This window comes from Rhodococcus sp. OK519 (assembly GCF_003051005.1).
GTDB lineage: Bacteria > Actinomycetota > Actinomycetes > Mycobacteriales > Mycobacteriaceae > Prescottella.
This window is the reverse complement of record NZ_QAOW01000002.1, coordinates 203261-229333: the sequence shown is the minus strand read 5'-3', so window position 1 is coordinate 229333 and position 26073 is coordinate 203261. Positions and strand designations below refer to the sequence as shown.

24 protein-coding genes and 1 pseudogene are annotated in these 26073 nt (G+C 68.3%); 12 read left to right on the top strand and 13 right to left on the bottom strand.

The window, feature by feature from the left end:
* Nucleotides 1-24: 24 nt before the first annotated feature.
* Nucleotides 25-1434, bottom strand: a complete 1410-nt coding sequence (locus tag C8K36_RS08400; protein ID WP_107984015.1) for a class II fumarate hydratase — start codon at nucleotides 1432-1434, stop codon at nucleotides 25-27.
* A 94-nt stretch (nucleotides 1435-1528) separates the two neighbouring features.
* Nucleotides 1529-2569, bottom strand: a complete 1041-nt coding sequence (gene glpX / locus C8K36_RS08395) for a class II fructose-bisphosphatase (RefSeq protein ID WP_107984014.1) — start codon at nucleotides 2567-2569, stop codon at nucleotides 1529-1531.
* Between the two features lie 182 nt (nucleotides 2570-2751).
* On the opposite strand from glpX, the gene C8K36_RS08390 reads away from it, so the two are divergent.
* On the top strand, nucleotides 2752-3318 hold the full coding sequence (locus C8K36_RS08390; protein WP_107984319.1) for a DUF4245 domain-containing protein: 567 nt from the start codon (nucleotides 2752-2754) through the stop codon (nucleotides 3316-3318).
* Between the two features lie 22 nt (nucleotides 3319-3340).
* On the opposite strand, the gene C8K36_RS08385 is transcribed toward C8K36_RS08390, so the two are convergent.
* From C8K36_RS08385 to C8K36_RS08375, 3 genes are read right to left on the bottom strand one after another with little or no spacing between them, the layout of a single operon-like run.
* Nucleotides 3341-3568 carry an exodeoxyribonuclease VII small subunit gene (locus tag C8K36_RS08385; RefSeq protein ID WP_107984013.1) on the bottom strand — a complete coding sequence of 76 codons (228 nt, stop codon included), beginning with the start codon at nucleotides 3566-3568 and terminating at the stop codon, nucleotides 3341-3343.
* Nucleotides 3565-4821 (bottom strand): exodeoxyribonuclease VII large subunit, encoded by a 1257-nt coding sequence (gene xseA / locus C8K36_RS08380; RefSeq protein WP_107984012.1) that lies wholly within the window; start codon nucleotides 4819-4821, stop codon nucleotides 3565-3567. The genes C8K36_RS08385 and xseA overlap by 4 nt, the downstream gene beginning before the upstream one ends.
* Nucleotides 4818-5414, bottom strand: coding sequence for a lipid droplet-associated protein (locus C8K36_RS08375; protein ID WP_107984318.1), 597 nt, complete (start codon nucleotides 5412-5414; stop codon nucleotides 4818-4820). Before C8K36_RS08375 ends, xseA begins: the two co-directional genes overlap by 4 nt.
* A 109-nt stretch (nucleotides 5415-5523) precedes the next feature.
* Between C8K36_RS08375 and C8K36_RS08370 the strand changes: the two genes are divergently transcribed.
* Nucleotides 5524-6528, top strand: a complete 1005-nt coding sequence (locus tag C8K36_RS08370) for a 4-hydroxy-3-methylbut-2-enyl diphosphate reductase (protein ID WP_107984011.1) — start codon at nucleotides 5524-5526, stop codon at nucleotides 6526-6528.
* A 33-nt stretch (nucleotides 6529-6561) separates the two neighbouring features.
* Here C8K36_RS08370 and C8K36_RS08365 read toward each other — a convergent pair whose 3' ends face one another.
* Nucleotides 6562-7443 (bottom strand): DUF6542 domain-containing protein, encoded by an 882-nt coding sequence (locus C8K36_RS08365; RefSeq protein WP_181319471.1) that lies wholly within the window; start codon nucleotides 7441-7443, stop codon nucleotides 6562-6564.
* 116 nt (nucleotides 7444-7559) lie between these two features.
* Between C8K36_RS08365 and C8K36_RS08360 the strand changes: the two genes are divergently transcribed.
* Complete coding sequence (locus C8K36_RS08360; RefSeq protein WP_107984009.1) at nucleotides 7560-8753, top strand: metallophosphoesterase family protein; 1194 nt, start codon at nucleotides 7560-7562, stop codon at nucleotides 8751-8753.
* Nucleotides 8750-11731, top strand: coding sequence for an AAA family ATPase (locus C8K36_RS08355; RefSeq protein WP_107984008.1), 2982 nt, complete (start codon nucleotides 8750-8752; stop codon nucleotides 11729-11731). Before C8K36_RS08360 ends, C8K36_RS08355 begins: the two co-directional genes overlap by 4 nt.
* Here C8K36_RS08355 and C8K36_RS08350 read toward each other — a convergent pair.
* On the bottom strand, nucleotides 11728-12984 hold the full coding sequence (locus C8K36_RS08350; RefSeq protein ID WP_107984007.1) for an AI-2E family transporter: 1257 nt from the start codon (nucleotides 12982-12984) through the stop codon (nucleotides 11728-11730). The genes C8K36_RS08355 and C8K36_RS08350 overlap by 4 nt on opposite strands.
* A 142-nt stretch (nucleotides 12985-13126) precedes the next feature.
* Between C8K36_RS08350 and C8K36_RS08345 the strand changes: the two genes are divergently transcribed.
* A complete protein-coding gene (locus C8K36_RS08345) occupies nucleotides 13127-13624 on the top strand; it encodes a hypothetical protein (RefSeq protein WP_107984006.1) in 498 nt (165 codons plus the stop codon).
* An 11-nt stretch (nucleotides 13625-13635) separates the two neighbouring features.
* Here C8K36_RS08345 and C8K36_RS08340 read toward each other — a convergent pair whose 3' ends face one another.
* Nucleotides 13636-15213 carry an FMN-binding glutamate synthase family protein gene (locus tag C8K36_RS08340; protein ID WP_107984317.1) on the bottom strand — a complete coding sequence of 526 codons (1578 nt, stop codon included), beginning with the start codon at nucleotides 15211-15213 and terminating at the stop codon, nucleotides 13636-13638.
* A gap of 96 nt (nucleotides 15214-15309) precedes the next feature.
* Here C8K36_RS08340 and C8K36_RS08335 point away from each other — a divergent pair, with 96 nt between their 5' ends.
* The 3 genes from C8K36_RS08335 to C8K36_RS08325 all read left to right on the top strand — a co-directional run bounded on the left by C8K36_RS08335 (nucleotide 15310) and on the right by C8K36_RS08325 (nucleotide 18023).
* Entirely contained in the window at nucleotides 15310-15741 is a 432-nt protein-coding gene (locus tag C8K36_RS08335; RefSeq protein ID WP_107984005.1) for a MarR family winged helix-turn-helix transcriptional regulator, read from the top strand.
* Nucleotides 15742-15820: 79 nt separating this feature from the next.
* Nucleotides 15821-16276: a MarR family winged helix-turn-helix transcriptional regulator gene (locus tag C8K36_RS08330; RefSeq protein ID WP_107984004.1), complete on the top strand. Its 456-nt coding sequence runs from the start codon at nucleotides 15821-15823 to the stop codon at nucleotides 16274-16276.
* A gap of 70 nt (nucleotides 16277-16346) precedes the next feature.
* A complete protein-coding gene (locus C8K36_RS08325; RefSeq protein ID WP_107984003.1) occupies nucleotides 16347-18023 on the top strand; it encodes an MDR family MFS transporter in 1677 nt (558 codons plus the stop codon).
* Between the two features lie 16 nt (nucleotides 18024-18039).
* Here C8K36_RS08325 and C8K36_RS25110 read toward each other — a convergent pair whose 3' ends face one another.
* Nucleotides 18040-18780, bottom strand: a complete 741-nt coding sequence (locus tag C8K36_RS25110; RefSeq protein WP_258195327.1) for a hypothetical protein — start codon at nucleotides 18778-18780, stop codon at nucleotides 18040-18042.
* A gap of 33 nt (nucleotides 18781-18813) precedes the next feature.
* Here C8K36_RS25110 and C8K36_RS08315 point away from each other — a divergent pair, with 33 nt between their 5' ends.
* The 3 genes from C8K36_RS08315 (at nucleotide 18814) to ychF (ending at nucleotide 21020) form a co-directional block, all read left to right on the top strand.
* On the top strand, nucleotides 18814-19401 hold the full coding sequence (locus C8K36_RS08315) for a class I SAM-dependent methyltransferase (protein ID WP_181319470.1): 588 nt from the start codon (nucleotides 18814-18816) through the stop codon (nucleotides 19399-19401).
* A 66-nt stretch (nucleotides 19402-19467) separates the two neighbouring features.
* Entirely contained in the window at nucleotides 19468-19866 is a 399-nt protein-coding gene (locus C8K36_RS08310; protein ID WP_107984002.1) for a CD225/dispanin family protein, read from the top strand.
* Between the two features lie 74 nt (nucleotides 19867-19940).
* Nucleotides 19941-21020 carry a redox-regulated ATPase YchF gene (ychF, locus tag C8K36_RS08305; protein WP_107984001.1) on the top strand — a complete coding sequence of 360 codons (1080 nt, stop codon included), beginning with the start codon at nucleotides 19941-19943 and terminating at the stop codon, nucleotides 21018-21020.
* Nucleotides 21021-21154: 134 nt separating this feature from the next.
* On the opposite strand, the gene C8K36_RS08300 is transcribed toward ychF, so the two are convergent.
* Complete coding sequence (locus tag C8K36_RS08300; protein WP_107984000.1) at nucleotides 21155-21601, bottom strand: hypothetical protein; 447 nt, start codon at nucleotides 21599-21601, stop codon at nucleotides 21155-21157.
* Between the two features lie 168 nt (nucleotides 21602-21769).
* On the opposite strand from C8K36_RS08300, the pseudogene C8K36_RS08295 reads away from it, so the two are divergent.
* Nucleotides 21770-22312: pseudogene (locus C8K36_RS08295) on the top strand (arabinofuranosidase); the annotation flags it as partial.
* Between the two features lie 176 nt (nucleotides 22313-22488).
* Here C8K36_RS08295 and C8K36_RS08290 read toward each other — a convergent pair.
* From C8K36_RS08290 to C8K36_RS08280, 3 genes are all read right to left on the bottom strand, one after another.
* Nucleotides 22489-23349 carry a hypothetical protein gene (locus tag C8K36_RS08290; protein WP_107983999.1) on the bottom strand — a complete coding sequence of 287 codons (861 nt, stop codon included), beginning with the start codon at nucleotides 23347-23349 and terminating at the stop codon, nucleotides 22489-22491.
* Nucleotides 23350-24169: 820 nt separating this feature from the next.
* Nucleotides 24170-24739 carry a YdeI/OmpD-associated family protein gene (locus C8K36_RS08285; protein WP_107983998.1) on the bottom strand — a complete coding sequence of 190 codons (570 nt, stop codon included), beginning with the start codon at nucleotides 24737-24739 and terminating at the stop codon, nucleotides 24170-24172.
* Nucleotides 24740-24762: 23 nt separating this feature from the next.
* Nucleotides 24763-26058 (bottom strand): HNH endonuclease, encoded by a 1296-nt coding sequence (locus C8K36_RS08280; protein WP_107983997.1) that lies wholly within the window; start codon nucleotides 26056-26058, stop codon nucleotides 24763-24765.
* Nucleotides 26059-26073: the final 15 nt, after the last annotated feature.

The window sequence follows — 26073 nt, the reverse complement described above, 5'->3', positions numbered from 1 at the left end:
CGGCCTTTCTCGTCGGATGGATCCTCAGTCGTCGTCCTCGACGTTCGTCATCGCGAGAACGTCCAGGCGGCGGTCGAGTTCGGCCTCGCTGAGACCGTCGCCGATCAGACCGCGATCGATCACCGTCTGGCGAATCGTCTTCTTCTCCTTCAACGCCTGCTTCGCGACGGCGGCCGCCTCCTCGTACCCGATGGCCGAATTGAGGGGGGTGACGATCGACGGCGACGACTCTGCCAGCGTGCGCAGGTGCTCCTCGTTCGCCTCGAGGCCGGTGATGCAGCGGTCGGCGAACAGTCGGGAGACGTTGGTCAGCAAGCGGAACGACTCGAGCAGATTGCGGGCCATGACCGGAATGTAGACGTTCAACTCGAATGCGCCGGCGGCGCCGCCCCACGCGACGGTCGCGTCGTTGCCCACCACCTGCGCAGCAACCTGTGTGACCGCCTCCGGCAGAACAGGGTTGACCTTGCCCGGCATGATCGAACTGCCCGGTTGCAGGTCCGGGAGTCGGATCTCGCCGAGTCCGGTCAGTGGACCGGAACCCATCCAGCGGATGTCGTTGGCGATCTTCGTGAGCGAGACGGCGACGGTACGCAGCGCGCCGGACGCCTCCACCAGCCCATCCCGGGCAGCCTGGGCCTCGAAGCTGTTGCGGGCAGGGGAGAGCGCGTCGAGTCCGGTGGTGCGGACCAACTCTGCGACTACGCGCGGGCCGAAGCCGTCCGGCGCATTGAGGCCGGTCCCCACCGCGGTGCCACCGATCGGGAGTTCACCGAGTCGGGGGAGTGTCGCCAGCACTCGTTCGATGCCGGCCTCGATCTGGTGGGCGTACCCGCCGAACTCCTGACCGAGCGTCACCGGGACGGCGTCCATGAGGTGCGTGCGCCCGGACTTGACCACCGTCTTCCATTGCGCGGCCTTGTCGAATAGCGCCAGCCGCAGATGGTCGAGCGCGGGAACCAGATCCTTGACGGCCGCCTCGGTGGCGGCGACGTGCGTGGCCGTCGGGAAGGTGTCGTTCGACGACTGCGACATGTTGACGTCGTCGTTGGGATGCACGGTGACGCCGGCCTGCGCGGCGAGGCTCGCGATGACCTCGTTGGCGTTCATGTTCGAACTGGTGCCGGAACCGGTCTGGAACACGTCGATCGGGAACTGGTCGTCGTGGCGGCCGTCGGCGATCTCGGTCGCGGCCGAGACAATCGCGTCGGCCTTCTCCGGCGCCAGCAATCCGAGGTCCTTGTTGACCTGTGCACAGGCGGCCTTGAGGCGGCCCATCGCGCGGATCTGGGCGCGTTCGAGGCCACGACCGGAGATCGGGAAGTTCTCCACCGCTCGCTGTGTCTGGGCCCGCCACAGCGCGTCGACCGGGACGCGGACCTCGCCCATCGTGTCGTGCTCGATTCGGAACTGCGGCTCGCTGCTGTCGGTCATGGACCCAGCTTGCCACCGCTCCAACAGCCGAAGGGTTCCTTCGTGCGCTTGGACGCACGAAGGAACCCTTCGGCTGGGAACTAGGTCAGGACGATCAGGGCAGCGGCGGCTGCGCGCCGTCGACGCCGTCGAAGTTGATCGACGAGAACTCGTGCAGCTTCTCGAGGCTGTGGTAAGCCTCGATCATGCGGACGGTGCCGGACTTGCTGCGCATGACGATCGACTGCGTCGTCGCGCCGCCACCGTAGTAGCGGACGCCCTTGAGCAGGTCGCCGTCGGTGACGCCCGTCGCACAGAAGAAGATGTTCTCGCCCGTGACCAGTTCCTCGGTCCGCAGGACGCGGTCCAGGTCGTGGCCCGCGTCGAGCGCCTTCTGGCGCTCGGCGTCGTCGGTCGGGGCCAGGCGGCCCTGCAGCGCGCCACCCATGCAGCGCAGTGCGGCCGCGGCGATGATGCCCTCGGGGGTGCCGCCAGTGCCCAGCAGGATGTCCACGCCGGAATCGGGGCGAGCCGTCGCGATCGCGCCGGCGACGTCGCCGTCGGAGATCAGGCGGATGCGTGCACCGGTCTCGCGGATCTCGCGGATGATGCCGGCGTGCCGCGGCCGGTCGAGGATGGTGACGGTCGTGTCGGAGACCGCGCGGTTCTTGGCCTTCGCGACGCGGCGAATGTTCTCCGCGACACCGGCAGCCAGGTCGATGACGTCGGCGGCCTCGGGGCCGACGGCGATCTTGTCCATGTAGAAGACCGCGGACGGGTCGAACATCGCGCCGCGCTCGGCGACCGCGAGGACCGCGATCGAGCCCGGTGCGCCCTTGGCCATCAGCGTCGTGCCGTCGATCGGGTCGACCGCGACGTCGCACAGCGGGCCGTCGCCGTTGCCGACCTCTTCGCCGTTGTACAGCATCGGGGCTTCGTCCTTCTCGCCCTCACCGATGACGACGATGCCCTGCATCGAGACGGAGCTCACCATGTGGCGCATGGCGTCGACGGCGGCACCGTCGCCGCCTTCCTTGTCGCCTCGCCCGACCCAACGGCCTGCGGCCATGGCGGCGGCTTCTGTGACGCGTACCAGCTCGAGAGCGAGGTTGCGGTCCGGGGCCTCGCGGCGACTCGATGAAGTGCTGGCCGTCATGGGCAGTGCCTCCTGCTGTGTCACGGTCGGCGCACAATGGCGGCCGACATTGAGGGGCGGTCGACCGCGGTGCGGTCGGGCCGTTGATTCGGTAACCGAATCTCGAGGATGATTCTCTCAGAACGCCCATGAAGAGTGGGCTGCTGGGCCACCCTCACGGCGGAACAGGAATACTGGACAACGTGCCCGACAAGAAGCCCCGCATTCTGCAGAACGGCCACGACATGCTGTGGTCACTGATCCCGCTGGTCCTGGCGTGTCTGCTGATCGCGGGTATCGCGAGCAAGTGCGAGTTCAGCCCGGGCGGGCCCAAGCCCGGGCCGGTCCCCAGCTTCGACGCGGACGCGGCCTTCAAGTACGACTCGCGTGAGCTCGGATTCCCGATCCGCAAGCCCGTGATCCCCGAGGGCTGGCAGCCCAACTCCGGAAGCCGGAGCATCGTCTCGGGTGACGGCGGCGGCGACTCCAGCAACATCGGTTTCATCACCGAGGTCGGTCGCTACATCCAGCTCACACAGAGCGACGCGACGGTGGAGACCCTCGTCCCGTTCGTCGCGGGCGACGGACGGATCCAGAGCGGTACCGAGCAGGTCGGTGGCCGCCAGTGGGACGTGTTCGACGACGGCGATTCCGAGGCCATCTGGATCTCCGACTTCGGTGACGCCCGGGTGCTCATCACCGGACCGGCTCCCAAGCACGACTTCGAGAAGCTGGCGTCGGCGATCGACGTCGCGCCGCTGCAGCGGTAGCGGTAGTCGGCGGCGCCGACGGTCACTCGTCGTCGGTGTCGACCTCGTCGGCGTGGGCGAGCGCGTTCTCGACCCGCTTGCGTGCCCCGGCCAGGTGCTCCTCGCAGCGCTTGGCGAGGGCCTCGCCGCGCTCCCAGAGTGCCAGCGATTCGTCCAGGTCCAGGCCACCCAGCTCGAGGGTCTTCACGACGACGACGAGCTCGTCCCGGGCCGCCTCGTATCCGAGTTCGGCGACATCTGCGTTGCTCATGACTCTCTTCCCATCACGGCGGCGCGGACGGCGCCGTCGGCCAATCTGACTCGGATCTGTGTGCCGGGGGGCGCGTCGTCCACCGACCGCAGCACCTCGGGTTCGGTATCGCCGTGTACCCGCTGCACCACGGCGTAGCCGCGGGCGAGGGTCGCGGCGGGGCCGAGTGTGGCGAGCCGTGCCCGCAGGTGCTCGACGGTGGTGGACTCGGCGTCGATCGCGCGCGTCACGTCTCGGCGGGCGGCGTCGCGGAGGCGTTCGATCTCCTCGGCGCGACGGTCGATCCCGGACAGGGGGTCGGCGAGCACCGGGCGGCTGCGTAGCTGCGCGACGAGATGCGACTCGCGCGCGACCCAGTTCCGCAGGGCCGCGGCGCTGCGCTCACGCAGCTCGGAGACCAGTGCCTGCTCGGCGACAGCGTCCGGCACGACGCGCTTGGCGGCATCGGTCGGCGTGGCCGCCCGCAGGTCGGCAACGTGATCGCTGAGCGGGCTGTCGGGTTCGTGTCCGATCGCGCTGACCACGGGCGTCGTGCACGCGACGATCGCGCGGCACAGAGTCTCGTCCGAGAAGGGCAGCAGATCCTCGACGCTGCCGCCGCCGCGGGCGAGGATGATGACGTCGACGCGCGGATCCCCGTCGAGTTCCTCGAGCGCCTCGATGATCTGCGGCACGGCCGTCGGACCCTGCACCGCGGTGTTGCGAACCTCGAACCGGACCGCCGGCCACCGGCGCTGCGCGACGCTGAGCACGTCCCGCTCGGCGGCGCTGGCCCGACCCGTGATCAGGCCGATGGTGCCGGGCAGGAACGGCAGAGGCCGCTTGAGTCGCGGATCGAACAGGCCCTCCGCGGCCAGTAGTGCGCGCAGACGCTCGATCCGTGCCAGCAGTTCGCCGATCCCTACCGCGCGGATCTCGGTCACGCGCAGTGAGACGGAACCACGGCCGGTGTAGAACGACAGCTTGCCGAACATGACGACACGGCTGCCCTCGGTGAGCGGCACCGGGGCGTCCCGCAGGAGTTGCGGTGAGCACGTCACCGACAGCGACATGTCGACCGACGGATCACGGAGCACCAGAAAGGCGGTCCGGGTTCCCGGCCGGGCATTGATCTGGGTGATCTGGCCCTCGACCCACACGCTGCCGAGACGATCGATCCACTGCGCGACCTTGGTGGAGACGGTCCGTACCGGCCACGGCTGTTCGGCCGAACTTGCCGCCGGGCCCCCGGACTCCGGACGAGCGGAGGTCACTTGGCTTTGGCAGAGGTGATGCGGTTGGCGAGCATCGTCTGGAACGGTGCCCGGGCCGCCGTCTGCTCCTCGTACTCGAGCAGCGCCGTGAGGTCCTCGACCGACAGCGACCGCAGGCGTGACCGCAGCTGCGCAAGCGTCAGGGCTGCGTAGTCGAGTTCCTCGGCGATCTCGGGGGCGGCGACATTCGCGGTGGCCGGAACGTCCGTCTCGGGCTTCTCCGCGGCGACCGGCGTCTCGTCGTCGCCGGGAGTCATCGAGTACAGGGCGAAACGGCCCGGAGCCGAGCGGCGATCGTCGGCATCCTCGGAGTCGTCGACGTCAACCTCGCCGTTGGTGTCGAAGTCGGCGCCGTCCTCGTCGAACACGGCCCACTCCGGTTCCTCCTCGGTGCGGTCGAGGAGGCAGAAGGCCCGGTCACCCTTGATGGCGAGCGAGGTCATCGACTGCTGCACCCGCATCGTGGTCTGCAGAACCTGACTGACCGCGGTCATCGGCAGCGTCATGGCCGTCGACGGCAGCTTGAGTGCCTCTTCGTAGGCCGTGATGGCCACACCGGCGGCGACGCGCGCCATGAACGGGGGACGAATCATGGTCACAGCCTGCCTCACGAGCGCAGTATTTGGTAGCCGACGGCACCGATGGTAGGCGTACGATCCCGTGCTCGACGGTTCGTCGCCGGGTGCACCGTAGGCTGGGGCCATGTCATCGGCAGTTCCTCTCAATCTGGGTATCGCACGATCGGCCGGCGCGGATGCGACCGGAAGCGGCAAGCGGGTCCTCCTCGCGGAGCCTCGCGGCTACTGCGCGGGTGTCGACCGCGCCGTGGAGACCGTCGAGAAGGCGCTCGAGAAGCACGGCGCGCCGATTTACGTGCGCAAAGAGATCGTGCACAACCGGCACGTGGTCGACACGCTCGCCGAGCGCGGCGTCGTCTTCGTCGACGAGACCGACGAGGTCCCCGAGGGATCGGTGCTCGTGTTCTCCGCGCACGGCGTGTCCCCGGCCGTCCACGTCGCTGCCGCCGAGCGGAGCCTGCACACGATCGACGCGACGTGCCCGCTGGTGACGAAGGTGCACCAGGAGGCCAAGCGGTTCGCGCGTGACGACTACGACATTCTGTTGATCGGTCACGAGGGGCACGAGGAGGTCGAGGGCACCGCCGGCGAGGCACCCGACCACGTGCAGTTGGTCGACGGCCCGGACTCGGTGGACGCGATCGAGGTTCGCGACGAGGACAAGGTGATCTGGCTGTCGCAGACGACGCTGTCCGTCGACGAGACGATGGAGACCGTCAAGCGACTGCGGGAGAAGTTCCCGAAGCTGCAGGATCCGCCGAGCGACGACATCTGCTACGCCACGCAGAACCGTCAGGTCGCGGTCAAGGCGATGGCCCCCGAATGCGATCTGGTGATCGTCGTGGGGTCGAGGAACTCGTCGAACTCGGTGCGCCTGGTCGAGGTCGCGCTGAACGCGGGCGCTCGCGCGTCGTACCTGGTCGACTTCGCCCGCGAGGTGGACCTCGCGTGGCTCGACGGCGTTCGTACCGTCGGCATCACCTCGGGTGCGTCGGTGCCGGAGATTCTGGTCCGCGGCGTGATCGATCTGCTCGCCGAGCAGGGGTTCGCGGACGTGCAGTCGGTGACCACGGCGAACGAGACGCTGGTTTTCGCACTGCCCCGCGAACTGCGCGCGGCACGCGCGTAGATCTGCGCGCGGCACGCGCGTAGAACTGCGGGATCAGCCCTCGAACGGGGGCTGATCCTGGCGATCGCGATAACGTACCTGGGGAATCGGATGCGCGGGCACCTCGGCCGCTCGACGCGGGCGTACCGGCACCGGATCCCTCTGGACGGGCTCGCGGTGCGGGGCCTCCCGGTACTGCGGGTCGTGGCGCACCGGTTCGCGGCGGCCGACGTCCCGACGATGAACGGCGTCGTCGTACGCGCGCCCCGAGTATGTGCCGCCGTGCGATGCGGTGGGGACATGCGCGGTGGCCGGTTCCTGGGCCGCGCGTGAGGGCCGCGGGGTTCGCAGCGGTGCGCGACGGTCGTCGCCGACCGGTTCGAAGACGGTGGTGCGCTCGTCCCTGCCACGTTCGGGAACGCGGACGTCGGTGCGCTTGCGGCCGGAGCGGGCCGGGCGAGCCTCGGCGCGCCGGTCGCGTGTGCGTGTCGGCGCAGCGGTGCGCGACTGCACGAGGAAGACCCGCGCCGCGGCGATCAGTCCCACCACCACGGTGGCCGCGAGCATCAGAGGAAAGCGGTTGACCAACGGGTAGGCGACGTTGATCGCCATGTCCTTGATTCCGGTGCCCGCGCCGTCGGTGAGGAGCTGTGAGCCCAGCGGAACCGCGACGAAGAGCAGCAGCGGAGGCTGCACGACGGCCGTGAACAGGCCACGCTTGCGGACCGCGAGCACCGCGAGGACGCACCCGAGGAAGTACATGGCGGAGAACGCTGATGTCAGTTCGCTGCCCGAGATTGCATCGAAGGCGAACCCGAGGAAAGTCGATCCGGCAGCCACGGCGACCGCGCCCCACGCGGGTATCCCCGGAAGGGTGGGCAGAGCGGATCGTTGGTCGAGGGGCACCCCGGATCGAGCGCGTTGGGTTGCGGACACACTTCGACAGTAGTCGTTCACCTGCCATGTGCTTCGTTGGCGCCGCCGTCCACGGCCCGGAAATCGTCGACACACGTGATGCACGCTGTCGGACGGGTGCTCTACCGTGTGGCCGCATGAGGATCCTCCACACCTCCGACTGGCACATCGGGCGCACCTTCCACGGTGTCGACCTGCTGGCAGACCAGGCGCGGGTGCTCGACGCGATTGCCGCCACGGTGACCGAGCGCGGTGTCGACGTCGTCGTCGTTCCGGGGGATGTATACGACCGGTCCATTCCGAGCGCCGACGCGGTCGCGGTCTGCAACCGGGGGTTCGAGGCCATCCGGGCGGCGGGTGCGGTGATCGTCGCGACGTCGGGCAATCACGATTCGCCGGTGCGCCTCGGCGCCGGGGCGGCGTTCGCGGCGGCCGGTGGGCTGCACCTGATGACCCGGGTGTCGACGCTGGACGTTCCGGTACTGCTCGACGACGAGCACGGCCCGGTCGCGTTCTACGGCATCCCCTACCTGGAGCCCGAGATCACACGGGCCGAGTTGGGTGTGCCGCAGGCGCGGTCGCACGCCGAGATCCTCGACGTCGCGATGACGCGGATCCTGGCGGACCTCGACCAGCGTCGCGCCTCCGCCCCCGGCCTGCGCTCGGTCCTGCTGGCACACGCCTTCGTCGTGGGCGGCGAGGCCACCGGTTCGGAGCGATCGATCTCGGTCGGCGGTGTCGAGACGGTGTCGGTGTCGGCATTCGACGGCATCGACTACGTCGCTCTCGGGCATCTTCATTCGCCGCAGACGCTTGCGGAGAACGTCCGCTACAGCGGTTCGCCGCTGCCGTACTCCTTCGGTGAGCGATCGCATCGCAAGGCGGTGTGGCTGGTGGACGTCGACGCTGCCGGCCTCGCGTCGGCGGAGCGGATCGACCTGCCGATGGTCCGCGGCCTCAGCCAGCTCACCGGGACACTCGACGAGTTGCTGCACGACGCCGCGTTCGCGTCAGCGGAGGACCATTACGTCTCGGCGGTGCTCACCGACGCGCTCCGCCCGGTCGACGCCATGCGGGCGTTGCAGTCTCGCTTCCCGTACGCCATTCACATGGAATGGCAACGCCCCGAAGGTAATCCGGAGCTACGGTATCGCGACCGGGTGCGTGGACGCTCCGACCTCCAGGTTGCCGAGGGCTTCCTGACCGATGTGCGCGGCGACGTGACGTCGGGGGAGGTGCGGCTGATCGAGGAGGCGCTGCGCAGCGCGTCCGCGGCCGAGTCGGTTACGCGCATCGGCGATCTGGCCGATGCGGCGGAGGTATCTGCGTGAGGCTCCACAACCTCGAGGTGACGGCGTTCGGTCCCTTCGCCGACACCGTCACGGTCGACTTCGACGAGCTCGGCGCAGACGGGCTCTTCCTGTTGCACGGGCAGACCGGCGCGGGTAAGACGACCATCCTGGACGCCGTCGCCTTCGCGCTCTACGGCACCGTGCCGGGCGCCCGCAAGGACGGCAAGCGCCTGCTGTCGGATCACGCGCCTGCCGGGGCCGTCCCGACGGTGGCGCTCGAGGCGACAGTCGGGGGTCGACGTCTGCGCATCACCCGCAGCCCCGAGTATCAGCGCGCCAAGAAGCGCGGCTCGGGAACGATCACCGAGAACGCCAAGGCGACGCTCGCGTGGCTCGACGGCGCGGGCGAGAACCTGTCGCGCATCCCGGACATCGCCCGCGAAGTCGAGCGTCTGCTGGGCATGACGGCCGACCAGTTCTTCCAAGTGGTGCTGCTCCCACAGGGTGAGTTCGCGAAGTTCCTCCGTGCCGACAACGAGGAACGCGGCAAGCTGCTCGAGAAGCTGTTCGACACCACGCGTTTCAAGACTGTCGAGGAGTGGTTCGTCGACCGCAAGAGGCTCAGCGCGGCGCGGGTCGAGGACCAGCGCAAACAGGTGGATCTGCTGTCGGCGCGGGTGTCGACGGCGTCGGGCATCGAGGTGGGCGCCGAGGCCGACCCGCTGGACTGGTCACGGCGTCTGCTCGCGCAGTCCGTGGAGACCCTCGACCTCGCGTCCGCGCAACTCGCGGGCGCGCGCAGGGCTGAAGAGAAGGCCCGTGCCGCGGCGACCGAGGCGCGCCGCGTGCGCGACCTGCAGGTTCGGCGCGGGCGGGCGCAGGCCGAGTCGGCCGAGCTCGAGGCCGGTGCGGCCGAGCGCGAGATTCTCGCGATGGAGGCGGATCGCGCGACCCGCGCCGTCCCCGCGGCGACCGCTGCCGCGGAGGCGGATTCCGCGGCGGCCGAGGCCGCCGCGGCGGTGTCCGTGGCGCGCGTGCTGGCCGAGCGGCTCGGCGCGTCCCCGGACGGAGCCGGTGTGGTCGCGAAACTGTCGTGGCCGCAGACCGATTCGGACCGGGAGGCGATTCGAGCGCAGGCACGGGACTGGACGGCAGAGGTCGTCCGGTTGGATGCCCTGCTCGACGAGACCCGTGTGATGGAACAGCTCGATCGCGACCTGGAGCAATTCCGTCGCCGGGGCGGCGAGCTGGCCCGCAGCGCCGAGCAGTTGACGATGGCGAGAACACGATGGCCCGACGAACTCGCTGCCGCGGAGGATGCGCTGCGGGTGGCGGAGAAGGCCGGTGAAGCGCTGCCGTCGTTGGAGGAGGCGCGTGCCCGGGCTGCTGACGCTGCCGCCGCGGCCGACGAGCTGCTGTCGGCGAGAAGAGCACTCGGCGAGCGTGCCCAATCGGTCTCGGCTGCGCGCACCCGGCACCAGGATGCGAGAGACAGTCTTCTCGATCTGCGGGAGCGGCGGATCGCCGGCATGGCCGCCGAACTCGCCGCAGGCCTCGTCGACGGCGAGAAATGTGCGGTGTGCGGATCGGTGGATCACCCGGAACCGGCACGTCCGGGCGAGGCGACGGTCACCAAGAACGACGAGGACGCCGCGCGCGCCGCGGAGCAGCGTGCGGCGGCCGCTCTCGAAGCCGAGTCCGGGCAGCTGTCACAGCTCGAACGGTCCGTCGACGTTCTGATCCAGCGCGGCGGCGACGGCGACCGGGACGTGCTGCATCAGGCGCACGCGGGAGCATCTGAGGCGGTCGAACAGGCGCGCGCGCGGGCCGGCCGCCTGGCGCGTGCCGCCGCTGCTGTCGACGAACTACGCTCTCGCGGTGCGCAGTTGGACGCGCAGTCTCGGGACGTCGATGCCGAACGCGCGGCGGTCGATACCCGGATCGCTGCGGCAGACGAGCGGGCCGCACTGCTGCGGGAGCGGCTACGGTCGGCAGCGGGAGACGATCACAGCATCCAGGTCCGCCGAGATCGGTTCGATTTGCTCGCGGTGCGCGCCTCGGAACTGCTCGACGCCCGGGACCGGGCCGCGACGCTCGAGGCCGCGGCCCGTGAATCGGCGGCCCGCGCGCAGGCCACGGCGGTGGAGGCGGGATTCGACTCGCTCACCGACGCCCTCGCCGCGGTGCGCCCGAAAGCGCGCGTGGCTCAGCTCGAGAGTGTGCTGTCGACCGCCCGCGACCGGCTCGTCGGAGTCCGGACGGTGCTGTCCGACCCGGAGGTCGAGGCGATCGCGTCTCTCGAGCCCGTGGATCCGTCGGGTCCCGAGTCTCTCGCTCGCGAGGCCGCCACCGCGGTGGAGCACGCCGCGACCGCAGCCGCCGAAGCGGACACGCGTCGCGGCAACCTCGAACGTCTCGTCGCGCACCTCGAGGAAACGATGGCCGCCCTCGGGCCGGTGCTCGCCGCGCACGAGGAACTCGCCGGGCTGGCAGATGTCGTCGCCGGCCGCGGGCAGAACGCGCGCAAGATGTCGCTGCGCTCGTACGTCCTGGCGTCCCGGCTCGAGGAGGTCGCGCTGTCGGCATCCGTCCGGCTGCGCCGTATGTCGGCCGGCCGCTACGAGTTCGTGCACTCCGACGAGGCGGGCTCCCACGGCCGCCGTGGCGGCCTCGGACTCGACATCCGCGACGACTACACCGGCGTCGTCCGGTCGGCGAAGACCCTGTCGGGCGGCGAATCGTTCCTCGCGTCGCTGGCGCTCGCACTGGGCCTCGCGGACGTCGTGGCCGCCGAGTCCGGTGGTGTGGTGCTCGACACGATGTTCATCGACGAGGGCTTCGGCACCCTCGACGCCGACACCCTCGATCTCGTCATGGGGGTGCTCGACGAGTTGCGTGAGGGTGGCCGCGTCGTGGGCATCGTCAGTCACGTGGACGAGATGCGTCAGCGGATCCCGAGCCGGCTGCACGTGGTGCGCGGCCGGACGGGGTCGTCGCTGGAGATGGTCGCGGGCTAAGGCTGAGCGGCCTCCGGCGGATTCGTGCTGCTGCGACTGTCGGGGTCGATTTCGGCGAGCGGGCTGGGCTCGTCGGTCACAGGTTCGCCGACGCGAGGGGTCACCGTTCCGGTCGCCGTTGCGTCGGCGGCGTCGAGCAGCGCGTCCTCTCCGAGTCGTTCGTCGATCTGCTCCCCGAGGTAGCGGATCACCACGGCGCCGACGGCGGCGACGGGGACGGCGAGGAACGCGCCTACGATGCCGAACAGCGAACTGCCCGCGGTCACTGCGAGCAGCACCAGCACTGCGTGCAGATTCATGCTTTTGCTCTGCAGCACCGGCTGCAGGACGTTTCCTTCGATCTGCTGCACTGCGATGATGATCGCGAGCACGATGAGGGCGGTCGTCAGGCCGTTGGCGACCAGCGCGACCAGCACGGCGAGGGCACCGGCGACGAACGCACCGACGATCGGCACGAAGCCGCCGATGAATGTCAGGATCGCGAGCACCGGGGCGAGGGGCACGCCGAGGATCAACAGACCCGCACCGATGAAGACCGCGTCGATGAGGCTGACGAGTGCCTGTGTGCGGATGAAGCCGCCGAGGGTGTCCCACATCCGGCTGAGAACCTCTTCGAGGTGCCGTCCGGCGCGGCCTCCGCTGACGCCGTGCAGCCAGGGCACGAACCGCGGTCCGTCCTTGATGAAGAAGAACGCCAGGACCAGGACCAGGCCGAGGGTGACGATCATCGATCCGGCGGTGGTGACGCCGCTGAAGACGCCCGAGGCGATCGCGGTGCCACTCTCCTGGAGCTTCGAGGTGAGTGCATGGACCGCGGTGTCGATCTGGTCGTCTTGCAGATTGACCGGCGGACCCTTGAGCCAGTCCTGAACCTGCTGGATGCCCTGGGTCGCCTTGTTCGCCAGTTCCGGGGCCTGGTCGACGACGGACGGCACGACGAGCGCGATGATCCCGCCGACGACGGCGAAGAAGACGAGGAGCGTGATGGATGCGGCGCCGGCCGGGGGCATACCGCGTTTGGTGAGTGCCCGGGTCGGAGGCCAGAGCACGGTGCACACGACGATGGCCAGGAGCACCGGGAGCGCGATCACCCACAGCTTCTGGAGAATCCAGCCGACGACCAACGCGCCGATCGCGATCGCGGCGAGACACAGCGACCACTTCGCCAACCACAATCCGCCGGCGCCGATGACCTCGCCGCGGTCACGCAGCCGCGGTCGGTCGGTGGGCAGGGCGGTCTTCTTCGGGCTCACTGGGCGAGGGTCCTTCCGAGGGGGCTGGCGTCGGTCGTCGTCGAATCTACGCATTTCTCTGCGGAACGGCTCGAGTAATCGATCCGGTTACGACCCGGTTAAAGCCGACTTGGGTGTTCGTGGCGTCCGTAGGATCCGGCTCATGACGAGAATCAAGGGGAGATTCACCGTAGGGATCGTCACAGCAACCGCCGTCGTACTCACGCTCGGGGCGTGCAGCAACGACAACGGCACCTCGGAGGAGACGAAGGAGAAGATCAGCTCGGCGGTCACCTCGACCACGGAGCCCGGACCGGGGGAGGCGATGCGTTCGAGCATCCAGTCCACCGCGTCGGGAATGGTGTCGAGTATCCAGGCGACGGCGTCGAGCGCGGTCTCGGGGATCGGCGGCGCGTGGGACAACGCCAAGCTCACCGGGTTCGTCGCCACGTTCCGGACCGCGTATCCCAACCTGTCGAGTGACCGCGACGACGAGTCGATCGAGTCGGTCGTCAAGGAGACGTGCACGGCCATCGACTCGGGTGCGAGCGACGACGAGGTGACTGCGAAGGTCAAGGAGACCGCGGCCAACGGCGGGACCGTCCCGACCGATGACCAGGCCGATCGGATCCTGCAGATGGTTCGGCCCGCCTGCCCGTAGCGGCTGAACGGTCAGAACCTGGCGGCGTCGGCGGCAGCCCAGTCGCGCCGCCACGACCCGCGCGCGTGATCGAGCAGTTCCTTGGGCTCGAGCCAGTCGTACAGCTCGGCGTAGGTGCGTGTGGTGACGCCGTCGACGCGGCGGTGCAGCATCGACGGGTGCAGGTCGTCGAAGCCGTCGAGGCCCATCGACGCGACCATCTGCTTCGCGCTGGCCACGGTGGCCTTCTGGAAGCGGTACACGCGCTCGGACTTGTCGGGCACGTCGAGCGCCCGCGCGCGACGCGGGTCCTGCGTGGCGACGCCGACCGGGCAGCGGTTGGTGTGGCACTGCTGGGCCTGGATGCAGCCGATCGCGAACATCATCGCGCGGGCGGCGAGAGTGAAGTCGGCGCCCTGAATGATGCGCTTGACGACGTCGGCTCCGCTCGCGACCTTGCCGGACGCCCCGATCTTGACGCGGTCGCGTAGGCCCGTGCCGACGAGCGCGTTGTGGACCGTCATGAGGCCCTCGGTGAGCGGCATGCCCATGTGGTCTTCGAACTCGACGGGTCCGGCCCCGGTGCCGCCCTCGGAGCCGTCGACGATGACGAAGTCGGGGGTGATGCCGCGTTCGAGCATCGCTTTGCAGATCGCGAGGAATTCGACGCGTGAGCCGACGCACAGCTTGAAGCCGACCGGCTTGCCGCCCGACAGCACGCGTAATTGCGCCACGAAGTCGACCAGCTCGTACGGGGTGCCGAACGCGGTGTGCGCCGGGGGTGAGATCACGGTCTGCCCGATCGGCACACCGCGGGCCTCCGAGATCTCGGCCGTCACTTTGGTACCCGGAAGGACGCCGCCGAGGCCGGGCTTGGCGCCCTGTGACAGCTTGATCGAGATTGCCTTGACCTGGTCGTCGGCCGACTTCGCGGCGAATTGATCGGGGTCGAATCGGCCGTCCGGCGTGCGGCAGCCGAAGTAGCCGGACGCGATCTCCCAGATGAGGTCACCGCCGTGCTTGCGGTGGTGGCGGCTGATGCTGCCCTCACCGGTGTCGTGCGCGAAGCCGCCCCGCGCGGCGCCGGCATTGAGCGCCTCGATCGCATTGCCCGACAGCGACCCGAAGCTCATCGCGGAGACGTTGAGCAGCGCGATGTCGTAGGGGCGGCCGCAGTTCGGTCCGCCCAGTCGCACCGACGGCGTCTCTGCGGGGGCGGTGCGGGTGCGCAGCGAGTGCGTCATGAACTCGTAGCCGATCGCGTGTACGTCGCGTTCGGTGCCGAACGGTTCCTCGTCCAGCGTGCCTTTAGCCCGCTCGTACACCAGGTCTCGCGTCTCTCGGTCGAACGGCGTTCCATCGGTGGGGGATTCGATGAAGTACTGCTGAATCTCCGGACGGATGCCTTCGAGGAGGAAACGCGCGTGCCCGAGAATCGGGTAGTTGCGGAGGATATTGTGCCGTCGCTGCAACAGATCCCACGTGCCGACGACGGCCAGCGCGAGGATCGGAACCGCGGCGACGAGCCACCCCCACGAGGCTGTCGCGGCCGCCGCCGCGGCGACGAGACCGAGCACCCACACCGACACGACAATCGACCAACGGACCATGCGGCGATGGTAGGCGGGAACGCCGGGCCGTACCCTGACGGGCATCGCGCGTCGGTGTTTGCCCGGCGCTGTTCGAACAGAAGGGTGCGTGCGCGCATGGAGTCGGATCCGATCACCGACCTGGAGGCCGAACTGGTCGACATGTGGCGGCGCGGACGGATCTCATCGCGTGAACGGGCCCGCCAGATCCACCCGAAGCTCGATCCTGCCTGTTATCCGCTACTGGCAATCCTCACGCGCACGGATGCGGTGCCGATGTCGGCGCTGGTATGTGAACTCGGCCTCGAGAAGTCGACGCTGACCCGGCAGATCGACGCGCTGGTGCGCCTGGAGTTGGTGGAGCGCCGGCCCGATCCGCAGGACGCGCGCGCCCGCCTGGTCGTTCTCACGGAATCGGGTCGCGAGCAGCTGACATCGCAGCGGCAAGCGGTCATCGCCCAGTGGCACGAGCGGCTGTCGAGGTGGGATCCGGCCGACGTCCGGCAGCTCACGACGTTGCTGCACAGGCTGGGGGAGAGCACGGACTGACCGCCACCCCGCAATATTAGTTGCGGTATGCAACCAATTAGGCGTATGGTTGCATACCGCAACTAATTGGGGAGGTGTGATGGCCGAGGCGAACACGGCGGAGATCCTGATCGGACTCCTGCGTGACATCATTCGTCGTGGGCGTGAGCTCAACGCGAATCTCGCGCGGGAGCACAACGGTGATCTCCTCACCGAACCTCTGGGTGCCCTGCTGTCGCTCGTCGGAGCGAGCGAGGGCAGTCGCTGCAACGCGCTCGCCGACAGGATGCGAATCACCCCGTCGACGTTGAGTAGGCACATCGCACATGCCGAGGAACTCGGTTACCTGGCGCGGGTGCCCGATCCGGCCGATCGTCGGGCCACGTTGCCCGCGTTGACCGACACGGGAAATGCGGTCCTGGAGGCGTACCGGTCGCGTCAGCGCGAATGGTTGCTCGCCTCGATCTCCGACTGGACGGACGAGGAGGTGCACCAACTCGTGGACGGGCTGACGCACCTGAAGTCGTCGTTCCGGGGCGCAGCTTCGGCGCATTGACGCCGAGCCGTCAATTCACTTACCAAGTAATCGTTTTCGAGATCACTCGAAGAGTTCGTGAGGTTTCTGCATGAGTACATCCGTTACCCGGGACACCGGGAAGCCTGATCAGGCGGCGGACGCGCCGATGACCCATCCGCAGCGCATTCAGGCGCTGGTGGGTCTGCTCCTCGGCATGTTCGTCGCGTTCCTGTCGTCGACCATCGTCTCCAACGCGCTGCCGACGATCATCACCGATCTGCACGGCACACAGGACCAATACACGTGGGTCGTCACCGCGACGCTGTTGGCCTCGACCGCGACCACCCCGATCTGGGGCAAGTTCTCCGACCTGGTCAGCAAGAAACTGCTGGTCCAGTTGGCGCTGGTGATCTTCACGGTCGGCTCGGTGCTCGCCGGACTGTCGCAGTCGGTTGGCATGCTCATCGCATCACGCGCGGTCCAGGGCCTCGGCCTCGGCGGCCTGCAGGCGCTCGTCGTCATCGTCATCGCGACGATGTTCAGCCCGCGTGAACGCGGTCGCTACCAGGGCCCGATGGCCGGTGTCATGTCGATCGCGACCGTCGCCGGTCCGCTGATCGGCGGCCTCATCGTCGACACGAGCTGGCTCGGCTGGCGCTGGACGTTCTTCGTCGGCGTCCCGCTCGCTGTCATCGCGTTGTTCGTCATTCAGCGCACCCTCAATCTGCCGGTCGTGCGCAAGGACATCCGGGTCGACTACCTCGGTGCGGTGCTCATCGCCTCCGGTGTGAGCACGCTGCTGATCTGGGTCACACTGGCGGGCAAGAACTTCGACTGGGCTTCGGGCGTCTCCTTCGGTCTCGTCGCGCTGGGTCTGGTGCTGTTGGCGCTCGCCATCTTCACGGAGACCAAGGCCAAGGATCCGATCATCCCGCTGCGCCTGTTCAAGGACCGCACGACGGCGCTGGCGACGCTCGCGAGTGTCGCGGTCGGCATCGCCCTCTTCGGTGGCGCGGTGTTCCTGGGTCAGTATTTCCAGATCGCGCGGGGCTACTCGCCGACGGTCGCGGGCTTGCTGACGCTGCCGATGGTCATCGGTTCGATGGTGGCATCTGCGGTTTCCGGCGCGCTGATCACCAAGTTCGGTCGCTGGAAGGGCTTCATCCTCGGCGGCGCGATCATGATGACGGTGGGATTCTTCCTGCTTTCGACGATGGATCACGCGACCAACATGGGTGTGCTCGGGGTGTTCCTGTTCATCCTCGGCGTCGGCATGGGTCTGACGATGCAGAACCTGGTGCTGGCGGTCCAGAACACCGTGAGCCCCGAGGATCTGGGTTCGGCGAGTTCGGTCGTGTCGTTCTTCCGCTCGCTCGGTGGCGCGGCCGGCGTCTCCGTCCTCGGCGCGGTCCTGTCCAGCCACGTCGCGGATCTCACGGTCAAGGGCCTGTCGGCGGTCGGCATCGACATGAGTCAGGCCGGCGGTTCGGGTGCCGGGCTGTCCAACCTCAACGAACTGCCCGGTCCCATTGCGGACATCGTTCGCGGCGCCTACGGCGACGCGACCGCGCGGATCTTCCTGATCTCGGGCATCGTCTCGCTGCTGAGCCTGGCCGCGATCTTCTTCATCAAGGAGGTTGCGCTCCGGACCTTCAGCGCCGACGAGCAGCGTCGGGCCGAGGCGTCCGGCGAGGACATCGACGCCGAACTGGCCGAGATCGTCCAGGGCGATCCGGTGCTGGTCGATCCGATGCCGGTGGAGTCGTCGGAGAAGACGCGCAGGTAGTCGAGTTCTCTCACGCTCAGGGTGGCGTGGGCAGTGGATTCACCGAATCGCTGTCCCACGTCACCTTTTGCGTATCCGGGACCGGGAGCGCCTCGAGGTCGGGGCACTCGACGATCGCCCGGACGCATCCGGCGCCGCCACCCACATAGGTGGTCATCAGGTCCACATCGGTGGCCACGCACCACGAGCGGTCGTCCGGCCACCACAGGCTCGGGCCGTGACCGAACGACGAGAAGCGGGCGTCGGCCGCGGACAGCGGCCCGCAGAACAGGACCATCGGCCGGGCCGGCAAGTGGAGGCGCTCGATCCCCGGGGGGACGTCCAGCACGTTGAGGATCTCGCACAGGGCGAGCCGACAGGCGTCGGGCGTCGCAGTGAAGTCGGCCAGCACCATCGCCAGCGCGCGTGCCTCCGAGGCCGGCAGAAGCCCGACCTCCGGTGCGCTGTCCCACAACTCGGGCTGCCCGGACGCATCCCACGAACCGACGATCGAACCCCACTCCATCGCCGGGTGCGCGACGGCGCCGTTCGCGGCGGCGACGTCCCGCCACCGGACGATTCGACGGTCCGTCGGCCCCGGTCCGGTGACCAGTTCGGCCGGATGGAAGACGCGTGCGTAGGCCGCGAACACCGGGGGCACCAGCGAGCCGACGTCGTGCTCGAAGTTGCGGACACTCTCGGTGATCCAGCGTCCCGCCTCGACGTCGGGGCACATCGTGAGCCCGCGGGCGCGCCAGTCGCCGTCGAGGTCGGTCATCGGGCCGGCATCACACGGAATAGGCTGGGCGGCATGGCCGACACCCGCTGGCAGCGTGAACGATCCGCATCCGACTCCCGCGCGTACATCGCGCGGTTCGATCAGCTCGAGGCGGAGGGAACAGACCTGCACGGCGAGGCGAGGACGGTCGATGCCATGCTGCCGCGCCGTGCCCGTGTGCTCGATGCCGGTTGCGGCACAGGGCGGCTCGGTGGCGAGCTCGCTCGGCGCGGGCATCAAGTGACCGCCGTCGACCTCGATCCGGTCCTCGTCGCGGAGGCCCGCAAGAACCCGGACCTCACGGTGCACGAGGCCGATCTGTCGACGCTCGATCTACCGGGGGAGCGGTTCGACGCCGTGGTCGCCGCGGGCAACGTGCTGATCTTCGTCGCCCGCGGCACCGAACGTCAGGTGCTGGGGCGCATCGCCGAACACCTGGTGCCGGGCGGCCTCTTCGTCACCGGGTTCGCCACCGACTACGAGTACGCCGTCGACGAGTTCGACATCGACCTCGCCGCCGTCGGCCTGGTGCGCGAGCATCGCTTCGCGACGTGGGACCTGCGGCCGTGGCACGACGGCGCCGGTTGGGCCGTCACCGTGGCCCGAAAAGCTGGGGCATAACCGACGCGTCGGTTTGGGCTACGGTCTGTGCCGACAGACCGTCGTCAGAACCCAGGGGGAGACCCGATGTCCGAACCGACCTACAACGCCGGCCCGGCCGAGCAGCCGTACGGCGCGCCCGCCTACCCGCAGTACCCGTCGGCGCCGCAGTACCCCGCGCAGCAGGCGCCGTCTCAGTACGGCGGCCCCCCGCCGCCCCCGCCGTCGAACGCCGGGTGGGCCGTCGCCTCGATCATCTTCTTCTGGCCGCTGGCGTTCGCCGCGTTCAACCACCTGCACTCGATCTTCCCGAAGTGGTCGATGGGCGACTACCAGGGCGCGCAGTACGCTTCGGAGCGGGTCAAGACGCTCGGCAAGATCGCGCTGGGGATCGCCGCCGGGCTCGTCGTGCTGTATGTGATCTTCATGATCATCCTGGTCGCGGCTGCCGCCAACGACGTCAGCTCCGGCTACTCGTACAACTAGCGACCCGCCGGGTGGTCGGTCGGAACACGGCCGACCACCGCGGCACCGCCGGGACGCCGTAGAATCCCTATACCGTGAGCCTTACCCTCGGAATCGTCGGCCTCCCCAACGTCGGCAAGTCGACCCTTTTCAATGCGCTGACCAACAACGACGTGCTGGCCGCGAACTACCCGTTCGCCACCATCGAGCCCAACGTCGGCCTGGTCGAGCTGCCGGACGAGCGGCTGAAGAAGCTGGCCGAGATCTTCGGTTCCGAGCGCATCTTGCCTGCCACCGTGTCGTTCGTCGACATCGCCGGCATCGTCAAGGGCGCCTCCGAGGGAGCGGGCCTGGGCAACAAGTTCCTGGCCAACATCCGTGAGGCCGACGCCATCTGCCAGGTCGTCCGCGTCTTCGCCGACGATGACGTAGTGCATGTCGACGGCCGCGTCGACCCGGCGTCGGACATCGAGGTGATCGAGACCGAGCTCGTCATTGCCGACATGCAGACCTTGGAGAAGGCGCTCCCGCGTCTGGACAAGGAAGCGCGCAAGAACAAGGAACTCAAGGCGCAGCACGACGAGGCGCTCAAGGCTCAGGCGTTCCTCGACGAGGGCAAGACGCTGTTCAGCGTCAAGGACAAGCTCGACTTCTCGCTGCTGCGTGAGCTGAGCCTGCTCACCACCAAACCGTTCCTCTACGTCTTCAACGCCGACGAGGCCGTCCTCACCGACGACGCGAAGGTCGCCGAGCTGCGGGCCTCCGTCGCGCCCGCCGACGCCGTGTTCCTCGACGCCAAGGTCGAGCAGGAGCTGCTCGAGCTGGACGAGGAAGACCGCCAGGAGATGCTCGACTCCATCGGCCAGTCCGAGCCCGGTCTGCACGCCCTCGCGCGCACCGGCTTCCACACCCTCGGCCTGCAGACCTACCTGACCGCCGGCCCCAAGGAAGCGCGCGCCTGGACGATCCACAAGGGCGACACCGCCCCGCAGGCCGCCGGTGTCATCCACACCGACTTCGAGCGCGGCTTCATCAAGGCCGAGATCGTCTCCTTCGACGACCTCGTCGCCGCCGGTTCCATGAACGCCGCCAAGGCCGCCGGCAAGGTGCGCATGGAGGGCAAGGAATACGTCATGCAGGACGGCGATGTCGTGGAGTTCCGCTTCAACGTCTAGCCCTCGGGCTCCCGCCAGCAGCGTGGAACTCGCAGAACCCGCGGAGCTTCAGGACAATCTGTCCGAAGCGGCCGCGGGTTCTGTCGTATCGGGTGGAGCTGCGAGGACTGGCCGGACGGCGGAAGTCTGTGCGTTCAGTGCGCTGGTCGAGCGGAGGGCGGGTCCTGATGGCCTCCGAACGGGTGCTTCCAGCTGCGCTCATCGGTGGATTCGACGCTGCCGCCGGTGTCGCTCGCGGTGTGGTGGGTAGTGCTCGGCGCCGTCCCGGAAGCGGCGAGTTGGTCGCGCTGTTGGGTGAGTGCGGCCTCGTTTCGACGCGATTGATCCAGTTCGTTGCGCGCGGCCCGCCCTCGTCGGGAAGTGCGTCGGGCACCCGCTAGTACGAGGCTGAGTCCAAGGACGCCGACCGCCCCGATGACGATTCCGTAGAGCAGCAGGGCGCCGGTGGATCCGGTCACGTGGTAGCCGAATACCGAGAAGTCATCGGTCAACGCGTGCTCGCTTCCCCCGTTGGTGAGGACGCCCGCAACACCGACGACGACGGCGGCGATGAGGATGATCAGGCCGATGATGACGATCATGGCAACTCCAGGTGGGCGAGAAGGGCTGTTGGAGGCTGAATACCCGTTTCGGCGCCACCTCACACCTATGGGACCCTTTCGCCGCATCGCTCGTGAGTGGCAGGCCTCGTCAACGGTAACGATCTGCTAAGGCCTGTGGCCGAAGCTGCGCGGGGCGTGGCTGCGGTCATGAATGCTGCACAGGCGACGCTCGTCAAGCGAAGCTGTTCCGCCCTGTCTGTGGTGATGCTCTGTGTCGCAGGCTTGTTGGTCGCGGCATCTGGGAGCAGTGGGGCCGCACCGCCGCCGGGTTGGCGTTACACGATGGTGGCGTTCAGCAACACCAGCGACAGCGAGATGGACGTGTTCGAGTCGCGGGATGGCACCGAATTCCAACTGATCCAAGCGTCGGCGTATCGACGCCCGTCGGGGCTTGTGCGTGACCCGAGCATCTTCCGGAACATCGACGGTTTGTACTACATCACGTACACGACGGGCGGCGGGACGAGCATCGGCTTCGCGCGCAGCAGTGACCGCATCAACTGGACGCACATGGGGGACCTTCCCGTCCCGTTCTGCTGCGCCTTGATGCCGGGGACGGGAGACGGCACGGGTTCAGCGAGTCTGCAGGGCTCCTCGGACTTCTTGGGCTCCTCGGGGTCGGCGGGGTCGTCCGACGGTCCGTCGCTGTCGCCCTTCGTCACCAAGGCGTGGGCGCCCGAATGGTTCGTCGCCATTTCGGTGTGATGAAGGAGCCGGGGTAGTCAGCGGTCCAATCGAGCTCGGGCCGTGGCGCCAGTTCGTGGAACGACTCGGTCGCCGCAGCAGTCTCATCGTGAGGATGCTGCGACGACCGTGGGAATCCCGCCGATCATCGGCCAGGGTCCTAACGTCCTGCCTGCTTCAGATCAGGAGCCGAGCGAACCGGTGTTCAGCGAACCGGTGCTGAGCGAGCCGAAGAGGTCGAGCGACCCGAGCGACCCGAGCGACCCGAGCGAGCCCGTCGACTCCTCGGCCTGAGGCTCGGGATCGCTCTTGGCGAAGTTGGTGGTGCAGCCGTTGAACTTCACGGCGTCGACCAGCGTCGTGGTGGCTGGGAGGCCGCGTCCGATGCTCACGCCGTAGTGGTCGACAACCGCATTCGGGTTGGCCGCCGCAATGTCGGCGAGCGGCACGAGTGCGCGGTCCTGCGCTCCCGCGATGTTCTTCGTGCTCCACCACTTTCCGTTCTGCAGGTTGGCATGAGCGCCGCCCTCGGAGGTATCGACCGCGTCCCCGTCCGGCACCCAGACCAGGGTGGTGAAGCCGTTCTGGAACGACTGGTTCTCGGTCGTGCCGGTCAGCCGCAACTGGAAGGCGGCGGTCGGATTCGCGGCCAACTCCGAGAAGCCGATCTCCTTCTTGATGGCATCGGACAGTTTGATGCCGCCGGCCTCGTGGTAGCTGACTGACCTGTTGGCGGGGCTCTCGACCTCGAGCTTCAGAGCGCCGTCGGAGTCGAGCACGTTCTCGGCGGTGTAGTAGGCGACCTGTCGCTTCTCGTCGTCGAACGGGATGCCCCAGCCGTTGGGGGTGTTCTCGGTCGAAAGCTGCTCGCAGGCAACTTCTTCCGGAGCCTCGCTCGAGCCGAGCGATCCGGTGGATCCGGTTGACGCCTCGCTCGAGCCGAGCGATCCGGTGGGCGCTGCGCCGGCGAGCGCGGGCGCGACGAGTGCGGCGGCGCTGATGATCGCAGCGGCCGAGCCGATGCGGAATGCGTTCTTGGACATACTTCACTCACCTCGTTGGGAGTCGTGGACACGGTTCGACGTCGGGGCGGGCATGTGCGAAGTCCCGCCTGGATGTCTTCAAGTCATTGCAAGCGTCTGCACTGTCGTAGTAGCCGACGCAAACCCCCCTGTGGCCCCCCAAGGTCACAGGTGCCATCCTCTGCTCATGTCGATGAACAGTCGAGCGACCGTCTCGACAGTAGACAATCAACCGACAGTTATCAATACGACTGGTCGGTCTTTATTAACTCGTTGGATTCCGGGCTCGGTAGGTAGATGTAGCACAGGGCGCGCGGCGGTCGGGAAGAAAATGCTGCTCTAGGGCATGTTTCCGACTTTCGGAGGAGGCGATCTCCTGCTTTCGTAGGACGCGTATCGATCGGTCGCCTGGCGGTTTCTGGGCAATCGCCCGTTGTGAGTCACGCCAGCACGTGACTTCAGGCCGATTACCTCAATCGGTTCACTGGCATGACCCACAGCGGCGACGGTCGCTGCTACGTCGTCGACGCGGGGCTCCGGAAGACATCAGCAGATGCAGTCCGGCCTCGACGTCGACCAGGTGGATGCCGTTGAAGTGTCGCAGCCAGGGAAGTCCGGGGGGGGTAGATGCGGGACGCCGTGGCGGTGTCGAGTGAGGGCAACAGGACTGACGGACGGCGCGAATGCGAGTCCGTTTACCGTGCAGTCGGTCTCGCCGCTGACTGTGCGCGCCTCGGCTGCCGGGCGTCGCGGCAGCGGAGGATCGACCGCGGTGGCACCGATCACTGTTGCTGTGACCACGCTCCCGTTTTCGTGCATGGTCACAATCGAAAGTGTGTGGTCACGGCCGTTCGTTGCGGGCGGCCTTCTCTACGATGCCGGCGATTCGCTTGGTCTTGGTCGCGGGTTGCTTGGCGAATGCGATCTGGCTGAGCGCAAACTTGCGGACACTCGGCGGCCAAGCGTCCCAGTGGGTACGGGCCTGTGGATCGGCGTCGAGGGCTGCGGCGAGTTCCGGTGACTCGACGAGTGCCTCGGCGTCGTCGAGCAGGGTCCACAGGCCACGCTGTTTGGCGTCGTCGATGACGGCCTGTCCGGCCGGCTGGATTCGTCCCTCGGCGAGCAGGTCGGTCACGCGTGCCTTGTTGGACGCGGCCCACGCGCTGTTACGGCCGCGTCGGGTGAACCACATGCCCCGCCGGTGCTCGTCGATGGTTCGGGTGTGACCGTCGACCCATCCCCAGCAGAGCGCCTCCCGCACCACCTGGTCGTAGTCGAGCGGGCTGTTCCCGGACTCCCTGCGCCAGAACACAAGCCAGACTCCGCCTGATTCGTCGTGATTGTCACGCAGCCACCCGTGCCATTCGTCGAGGGATTCGGGATGCAGGTGTTCGGCGTTCGAGTGGGCCATGAGGCAAGGCTAGGCGCTGGCCGTCACGCGACCGCCGGCCTCGGCGCAGGCGGGGCGAGGTTGTGGTGGATGTGCCCTGTCGGGGTGGTGATCCGGACGTGATGCCTGCCGTTGGGGGAGTGGAGTGGCTCGGTCTTCCACCCGGGCGCCTGTTTGGCGTAGTTACACGCCTCGCAGAGCCCTTGGCCGTTCTCGAACGTGGTCGGGCCGCCGTCGGCGGCGGGCTGGATGTGGTCGATGTGTCGCACGGGCGCATCGCACCAGGGGGTGCGGCAGACGGGGTCGCGGAGCCGGATCAGCTCGGCCAGGGAAGCGGGGAACAGTCGGGTGTTGCAGTCCATCGCGACCACGGCCCCGGTGTCCGGCCGCGCGTAGACGCGGCGAAGCTCGGCGATACCGGCTCTCGCGGCGGCGTGGACGAGTTCCCGTGCCATGCCTGCGGGAATCGGTCCGTAGCCGCGGACGTGTGCCGCCTCGTGGCCACCAGCGAACAGCGTGCGATCGGATACCGTCAGGTGAACCCGTACCGGGACAGGCGGTTCGGCGGCGTTGTCGGTGTGCGGGGTGATGACGCGGGTGACGAGGGTGTCGGCCATGATCTGCCCGCGGGTCCGCTGGTCGCCGGCGGCCGTCGCGGAGGCACTGGCCGCCGTCAGGGCGGCGTGGCAGGCGACGCCCTCCGCCATGGGAAGCAGGGCTGTCACGTAGGCCATGGTGTCCGGGGCCGGCCGGATCGAGACGCGTCGCTCTGTGTGCGCCCTGGCTTTCCGTCGCACCCACACCTCCTTGTCCGCCTCGTACGCCATCTGCCGTGCGGTGGCGACGGTGTCCTTGTCGCTCATCTTCTCGAGTTGTTCGGGGTCGGCGGCGAGCTTCCTGTCGATGTCGGCTCGATCTTCGGTTGAGAGGCAGGCGGTTTCACGGGCGATCTGGGTTGCGCGCCATTCGGTGATCGATCCTGCACGGAGCGCGGCGAGGGTGTGGGGGAGCTCGGAGGTGAGTGTGGTGGCCAGGCCGAGGTGGATGCCGCCGCGGTGCGGGGACTCGCGCCGGGCGAGGGCGATCTGCGAGGCGATGCCCCGATCTCGGCGTTCGCGTGGCGCTCCCGCATCGGTGGACGTACGGCGGTGATCGGCGGCAAAATCGGAGGTGATCTGGGCTTGGAGTCCCGCCGCAGCGCAGGTGAGGCGTTCGAGGACGCGGAGCAGATCGATGCGGCCGGATTGGTGGTCGGGACCGGTCGCCGCGGCGAGGGACCTGATCCAGCGTTCGACATCGGCGGTAGTCACCGTGTCCACCACGACCCCCTGTTCGCTCATGTGTTCGAATGTACC

Excerpts from the sequence above, each read along its gene's own strand:
- C8K36_RS08285 (WP_107983998.1), bottom strand. The coding sequence starts at position 24,739 with ATGGCCCACTCGAACGCCGAACACCTGCATCCCGAATCCCTCGACGAA.
- C8K36_RS08360 (WP_107984009.1), top strand. The coding sequence starts at position 7,560 with ATGAGGATCCTCCACACCTCCGACTGGCACATCGGGCGCACCTTCCAC.
- C8K36_RS08280 (WP_107983997.1), bottom strand. The coding sequence starts at position 26,058 with ATGAGCGAACAGGGGGTCGTGGTGGACACGGTGACTACCGCCGATGTC.
- C8K36_RS08310 (WP_107984002.1), top strand. The coding sequence starts at position 19,468 with ATGTCCGAACCGACCTACAACGCCGGCCCGGCCGAGCAGCCGTACGGC.
- C8K36_RS08330 (WP_107984004.1), top strand. The coding sequence starts at position 15,821 with ATGGCCGAGGCGAACACGGCGGAGATCCTGATCGGACTCCTGCGTGAC.
- C8K36_RS08335 (WP_107984005.1), top strand. The coding sequence starts at position 15,310 with ATGGAGTCGGATCCGATCACCGACCTGGAGGCCGAACTGGTCGACATG.
- C8K36_RS08345 (WP_107984006.1), top strand. The coding sequence starts at position 13,127 with ATGACGAGAATCAAGGGGAGATTCACCGTAGGGATCGTCACAGCAACC.
- glpX (WP_107984014.1), bottom strand. The coding sequence starts at position 2,569 with ATGACGGCCAGCACTTCATCGAGTCGCCGCGAGGCCCCGGACCGCAAC.
- C8K36_RS25110 (WP_258195327.1), bottom strand. The coding sequence starts at position 18,780 with ATGACCGACCTCGACGGCGACTGGCGCGCCCGCGGGCTCACGATGTGC.
- C8K36_RS08325 (WP_107984003.1), top strand. The coding sequence starts at position 16,347 with ATGAGTACATCCGTTACCCGGGACACCGGGAAGCCTGATCAGGCGGCG.
- C8K36_RS08300 (WP_107984000.1), bottom strand. The coding sequence starts at position 21,601 with ATGATCGTCATCATCGGCCTGATCATCCTCATCGCCGCCGTCGTCGTC.
- C8K36_RS08340 (WP_107984317.1), bottom strand. The coding sequence starts at position 15,213 with ATGGTCCGTTGGTCGATTGTCGTGTCGGTGTGGGTGCTCGGTCTCGTC.
- C8K36_RS08400 (WP_107984015.1), bottom strand. The coding sequence starts at position 1,434 with ATGACCGACAGCAGCGAGCCGCAGTTCCGAATCGAGCACGACACGATG.
- C8K36_RS08315 (WP_181319470.1), top strand. The coding sequence starts at position 18,814 with ATGGCCGACACCCGCTGGCAGCGTGAACGATCCGCATCCGACTCCCGC.
- C8K36_RS08290 (WP_107983999.1), bottom strand. The coding sequence starts at position 23,349 with ATGTCCAAGAACGCATTCCGCATCGGCTCGGCCGCTGCGATCATCAGC.
- C8K36_RS08375 (WP_107984318.1), bottom strand. The coding sequence starts at position 5,414 with ATGATTCGTCCCCCGTTCATGGCGCGCGTCGCCGCCGGTGTGGCCATC.
- C8K36_RS08370 (WP_107984011.1), top strand. The coding sequence starts at position 5,524 with ATGTCATCGGCAGTTCCTCTCAATCTGGGTATCGCACGATCGGCCGGC.
- C8K36_RS08385 (WP_107984013.1), bottom strand. The coding sequence starts at position 3,568 with ATGAGCAACGCAGATGTCGCCGAACTCGGATACGAGGCGGCCCGGGAC.